This is a genomic window from Pasteurella testudinis DSM 23072, assembly GCF_900176075.1.
Classification (GTDB): domain Bacteria; phylum Pseudomonadota; class Gammaproteobacteria; order Enterobacterales; family Pasteurellaceae; genus Chelonobacter; species Chelonobacter testudinis.
In genome coordinates, this window is sequence record NZ_FWWV01000047.1 from 1 (window position 1) to 4,038 (window position 4,038).

Annotated in this window: 8 protein-coding genes and 1 pseudogene; 6 read left to right on the forward strand and 3 right to left on the reverse strand. The window is 40.2% G+C overall.

Annotated elements, in window-relative coordinates:
• On the forward strand, positions 1-242 hold a 242-nt coding region (locus tag B8880_RS11895), incomplete at its 5' end, for a DUF2570 family protein (protein ID WP_143933444.1).
• Positions 217-432 carry an Rz1-like lysis system protein LysC gene (lysC, locus tag B8880_RS14880; RefSeq protein ID WP_084257805.1) on the forward strand — a complete coding sequence of 72 codons (216 nt, stop codon included), beginning with the start codon at positions 217-219 and terminating at the stop codon, positions 430-432. The genes B8880_RS11895 and lysC, both read left to right, overlap by 26 nt.
• A gap of 57 nt (positions 433-489) precedes the next feature.
• Here lysC and B8880_RS11905 read toward each other — a convergent pair whose 3' ends face one another.
• Both B8880_RS11905 and B8880_RS11910 read right to left on the reverse strand, forming a co-directional pair.
• Positions 490-906 carry a type II toxin-antitoxin system HicB family antitoxin gene (locus B8880_RS11905; protein WP_084257806.1) on the reverse strand — a complete coding sequence of 139 codons (417 nt, stop codon included), beginning with the start codon at positions 904-906 and terminating at the stop codon, positions 490-492.
• Positions 907-958: 52 nt separating this feature from the next.
• Positions 959-1,135 (reverse strand): type II toxin-antitoxin system HicA family toxin, encoded by a 177-nt coding sequence (locus tag B8880_RS11910; protein ID WP_084257807.1) that lies wholly within the window; start codon positions 1,133-1,135, stop codon positions 959-961.
• A 102-nt stretch (positions 1,136-1,237) separates the two neighbouring features.
• On the opposite strand from B8880_RS11910, the gene B8880_RS11915 reads away from it, so the two are divergent.
• Entirely contained in the window at positions 1,238-1,804 is a 567-nt protein-coding gene (locus tag B8880_RS11915; protein ID WP_084257808.1) for a ParB/Srx family N-terminal domain-containing protein, read from the forward strand.
• Positions 1,786-2,886, forward strand: coding sequence for a GNAT family N-acetyltransferase (locus B8880_RS11920; RefSeq protein ID WP_084257809.1), 1,101 nt, complete (start codon positions 1,786-1,788; stop codon positions 2,884-2,886). Before B8880_RS11915 ends, B8880_RS11920 begins: the two co-directional genes overlap by 19 nt.
• Here the strand turns inward: B8880_RS11920 and B8880_RS11925 are convergent.
• Positions 2,870-3,151, reverse strand: a complete 282-nt coding sequence (locus B8880_RS11925) for a hypothetical protein (protein ID WP_084257810.1) — start codon at positions 3,149-3,151, stop codon at positions 2,870-2,872. The genes B8880_RS11920 and B8880_RS11925 overlap by 17 nt on opposite strands.
• Positions 3,152-3,208: 57 nt before the next feature.
• On the opposite strand from B8880_RS11925, the gene B8880_RS11930 reads away from it, so the two are divergent.
• Positions 3,209-3,598, forward strand: coding sequence for a LuxR family transcriptional regulator (locus tag B8880_RS11930; protein ID WP_084257811.1), 390 nt, complete (start codon positions 3,209-3,211; stop codon positions 3,596-3,598).
• A pseudogene (locus B8880_RS11935) lies at positions 3,588-4,038 on the forward strand (hypothetical protein); the annotation flags it as partial. The gene B8880_RS11930 and the pseudogene B8880_RS11935, both read left to right, overlap by 11 nt.

Genomic DNA, 4,038 nt, shown 5'->3' on the forward strand with positions numbered 1-4,038 from the left:
AGCATTACAAGGCATTATCTGCTGAGCAAGCCCAAACTATACTCAATCAACAGCATATCAATCAGCAATTGATCGGCAAAATTCATCAAGAGCGTGAGGCGGTACAACAGCAAAACGCACTTGAGCAGGCAGAAAGGACAAAAGCAAATGACGATACAACAGCGATCAGGAAAGGCTTATCGGCGCAAGATTGCGCTGCCGTTGCTTTGCCTGCTGATGTTATTAAGCGGTTGCAGCAGTAAGCCTGTTATCACTAAAACCGAATATCTCTTTCCGCCGTCAGTTTACCTAATCCAATGCAAACAAACGCCGTTCACCGGCAAAACTTATGGTGAAGCGATTGTGTACTTGCGGTTGGTGCAGCAAGAGAGGGCGGTTTGTGCCAGTCGAATTGATGGAATCATCAAATGGTCTAATCAAATGAAGCAATAAAACCCCGCAAAGTGCGAAAATTTACGGGGTTTATACTGGTGGCGAGTTGTCAAATGATTAAATAACGCTTAATTGCAGCTCTTTACCTAATGCGCGGAATGCGCGGCTAATGGTGTCAATTTTGGTTGTATGGCGCGGTTCAAGTATTCGCCCCACTTCCGGCGGGCGAATACTTGCCAAGCGTGCTAATTGTGCCTTAGTGATAGATTGCTGAATCATAGCATTGTGTAACAGCACCTTAGCATAAACGCTATTAGGCATTGCTACTGGAGTTTCACCCTCGCCGAGATTGCGAGCAACTGGAAACGGCTTATCTTCTTCAAAATAGATTTCGACACAAGACAGTAAAACGTCCTCCGCCATTTCCATTGCTTCCTCGAATGTATCACCTTGGGTAATACCCTCTGGAATATCAGGGAAAGTAACAACAAATCCGCCCTCGTCGGCAGGGGTAAAGTGTGCAGCGTAGTACATAATTATTTCTCCATTTAGTCAGCAGTGAATCCGCCCTTGCGAGCGGATTATATTATTTTAAGCCTAATTGCTTTTTAACTCCTTCCACTAAGCCCTTTTTTAACTCTTGGCTTGGGTGGTTGGGTAGGTGGCTTCTTCTGTCCTTGTAGTAAAGTTTTAAATGCCTTGTGCCATTTTCAACTTGTACCCCTTGTGCTTTTAGCCACCTAAGAAATTCGCTTTGTTTCACTGCCTCCTCCAGTTGTTCGTTTAACTTGTGATTATCATATGCAAAATTGCATACAATTGCAAGTGTTTTATATGCAAAAATGCAAATTATTTTGGGGTTAAAATGTCCGCAATTAATAGCAGCAATCTAAGTATTGAGCAGATCAACATTGACGATTTGCTTCCGTATGTTAATAACAGTCGTACGCATTCAGGCGATCAGGTTAGCCAAATTGCGGCAAGCATAAAAGAGTTCGGTTTTTGCAACCCTGTTTTAATTGATGATGATAACGGCATAATAGCTGGGCATGGGCGATTAATGGCGGCTAAAAAACTAAATTTTGAAACCGTTCCGGCTGTGCGCCTTATTGGATTAAGCGAAGCTCAGAAAAAAGCGTATGTAATTGCAGATAATCAGTTAGCGTTAAATGCCGATTGGGATTTGTCTAAATTGCAGATCGAAATTGAAGCTCTACAAGAAAGTAATTTTGATATTGATTTGCTGGGGTTTGATGATGAGTTCCTATCCGACCTTATCGGCGATGAGCAAGATTTAGCGCATGATGATGTAGTTGCTATAAATGACGAACAAAAAAATATCTTAATGATTGAGTTTGATAGTGAGTGGCAGTTGCAGGAAGCTTATGAAATTTATTCTGGGAAGGGGTTGAAATGCAAAATTTTAGAGTGAGACTAGAGTCTCCTGTATCAACATCTTTTAGATGTGTTAAAGCTGCAAATAGTCTTGATATTGACATGGAAAAGAAAAGTGTACATGAATTAAGCGTATCTGCTGATATTGAGAGTGATTTCCGTGTCGGGTTAATCCTTGGAGCATCAGGTTCAGGGAAAACAACTTTAGCAAAAAATATTTTCGGAGAATCAATTTTTGATTTTGATTTTGATGAAGCGAAACCAGTTATAGAACAATTTCCGGAAAATATGGAATATGCGGAATGTGCGAAGCTGCTTGCAGGGATTGGCTTAACATCAGTGCCTTGCTGGATAAGACCGATGTACACACTCTCAAACGGTCAAAAAGCGAGGGCGATTGCTGCACTAATGATGGCCAAAAAGGATGTTTTTGTAATTGACGAGTGGACTAGCGTTGTTGATCGCACGGTTGCAAAAGCAATGTCTAATTGTTTACAAAAATTTGCTAGAAGCCAGCAAAAAACAGTAATCGCAATATCCTGCCATTACGATGTAGTTGAATGGCTTAACCCCGACTGGATTATTGACTGCAACAAACAGCAATATATCGAACGGAGGCATCTTTGGCAAAACTACAGTCGAGATGAAAAACTGCAATTCGGCATTAAATGGGCTGACAGAAAAAGCTGGAGATATTTTAGTAAGTATCATTATCTAAGCGAAAGATTACCCGGAGGGAAAGTGTATTATTTTGGACTTTATCACCAAAATGAACAAATCGGGTTTATTGCTTATGCTAACTACGTTCCGAGGAAAAAAGGAACGACAATGCAACTCCATTTTAACAGATTAGTTATCCACCCTGATTATGTAGGGTTAGGATTGGGCGGCTCATTCGTTAATGAAACAGCCAAAATAATGCAACAAATGGGATTTGATATAAGAGCCAAATTTTCATCTGTGCCAACCTATAAATTATTAACTAGATTTCCTCAACTATGGAAGCTGGTAAAAGTAGATAGGAATGAAACAGTTAAAAATGGCAAGCGTGGGAATATGAGTAGAGAAACTGGATTTCGGAAACAGATCAAAACATACTCATTTAAATACACAGGGTAACTCCTATTTTTGCAATATATTGATATCTTCCTTGATATATTTCTTGCGCTTCCGTTGGAGATAATTCTATTGGGATAATTTGAAAGCTCTCAATTTTTCCGTGAAGTCTTGTTTTGCCATATCCCAGAGCTAAAGTGACAGATCGCCCGACAACACAATGTTTTTCAGTCCATTGTCTGCCATAACCACGATATTCAAAATTTTTATGTCCATTTTTGAATTGTTCAAACCAACAACGTTTTAACGGTATAAATAATGCTTTCATTTTTTTCTCCTGTGTTTTTTCAAACTTTACCATTAGTTTTGTTGCAAGTGAGGAGCTATGACAAAAAAAATAACGAAACCAAAAATTGAGATAAATCTTAAGCAGGTTGAAGCGCTTGCAGCTAGAGGGCTAACCCAACAGCAAATTGCTGATTCGCTAGGGATTAGCGAAACAACACTCTATACCAACAAGCGAGAAAACGTAGATTTTGCAGAAGCTATAAAAAGGGGTAAAGCCAAAGGAATTGCAACCGTCACTAATAAATTATTTGCAAAAATAGAAGAAGGAAATTTAACAGCCACAATTTTCTACCTTAAAACGCAAGCGGGCTGGAGAGAAACAGAAGTGACGGAAATTAGAGGTGAGATCAATCAAACCGTAACCGAAATTAGCAAAGCCGATTACGCAAAAGTTCGCGAGGAGATGTTAAAACAAAATGATTGCTGATAAAGATCTAACTCAAGCAACAAAATTAGAATGTGAGCTTGATGGTCTTTACTTCGCCCGCTATTTTTTTAAGCAGCGAACAGGTGGCAAGATGATCATCAACGGTCATCATAAAATAATCAACGAAACCCTACAGAGAGTGATCGATGGTGAGATTCAGCGGCTTATTATTAACATTCCGCCGGGCTACACAAAAACGGAACTTGCTTCTATAAGCTTTATCGCAAGAGGTTTGGCGCTAAATCCGAAATCAAGATTCTTACATCTGTCATACTCACACAACCTTGCGTTGCTTAACTCGTCCGTTGCGCGTGGAATTATCAAATCATCAGCTTATCAGTCCATGTGGCCGCTGACACTAAAAGATGATTCCGACAGTAAAGCGATGTGGTGGACTACACAGGGCGGCGGTGTATACGCCTCATCAGCGGCAGGTCAGG

Excerpts from the sequence above, each read along its gene's own strand:
- B8880_RS11905 (WP_084257806.1), bottom strand. The coding sequence starts at position 906 with ATGTACTACGCTGCACACTTTACCCCTGCCGACGAGGGCGGATTTGTT.
- B8880_RS11925 (WP_084257810.1), bottom strand. The coding sequence starts at position 3,151 with ATGAAAGCATTATTTATACCGTTAAAACGTTGTTGGTTTGAACAATTC.
- B8880_RS11930 (WP_084257811.1), top strand. The coding sequence starts at position 3,209 with ATGACAAAAAAAATAACGAAACCAAAAATTGAGATAAATCTTAAGCAG.
- B8880_RS11915 (WP_084257808.1), top strand. The coding sequence starts at position 1,238 with ATGTCCGCAATTAATAGCAGCAATCTAAGTATTGAGCAGATCAACATT.
- lysC (WP_084257805.1), top strand. The coding sequence starts at position 217 with ATGTTATTAAGCGGTTGCAGCAGTAAGCCTGTTATCACTAAAACCGAA.
- B8880_RS11920 (WP_084257809.1), top strand. The coding sequence starts at position 1,786 with ATGCAAAATTTTAGAGTGAGACTAGAGTCTCCTGTATCAACATCTTTT.